Genomic DNA, 461 nt, shown 5'->3' with positions numbered 1-461 from the left:
AGCCACTTGCCCGGAGCGCGCCTGCATAACCTGTACGGGCCGACCGAGGCGGCGATCGACGTCACCCACTGGACCTGTGTCGACGAGGGGCGTGACAGCGTGCCGATCGGCCGGCCGATCGCCAACCTGTACACGCACATCCTGGGCCCGGCGTTCGAAGCCTTGCCGCAGGTTGCCATGGGCGAGCTGATGCTCGGTGGCCAGGGCCTGGCGCGCGGTTACCATCGTCGCCCGTCGTTGACGGCCGAGCGTTTCGTGCCCGACCCGTTTGGCAGCCACGGCCAGCGCCTGTACCGCACCGGCGACCTGGCGCGCTACCGCGACAGCGGGGTGATCGAGTATTGCGGGCGCATCGACCACCAGGTGAAGGTGCGCGGGTTGCGTATCGAGCTGGGTGAAATCGAGGCACGGGTGCTGGAACACCCGCAGGTGCGCGAGGCGGTGGTGCTGGCCCAGGACAA

Annotated in this window: 1 protein-coding gene; it reads left to right on the top strand. The window is 69.0% G+C overall.

The genetic code is table 11. From position 1 onward, the window contains the following. Positions 1–461: AMP-binding protein (locus LVS58_RS24995; protein WP_233693249.1), on the top strand; the 461-nt coding region annotated here is incomplete at both ends.

This window comes from Pseudomonas sp. JR33AA, from assembly GCF_021378985.1.
Classification (GTDB): Bacteria; Pseudomonadota; Gammaproteobacteria; order Pseudomonadales; family Pseudomonadaceae; genus Aquipseudomonas; species Aquipseudomonas alloputida.
Note: the sequence above shows the minus strand (reverse complement) of the source record. Positions and strands in the feature narration are given on the sequence as shown.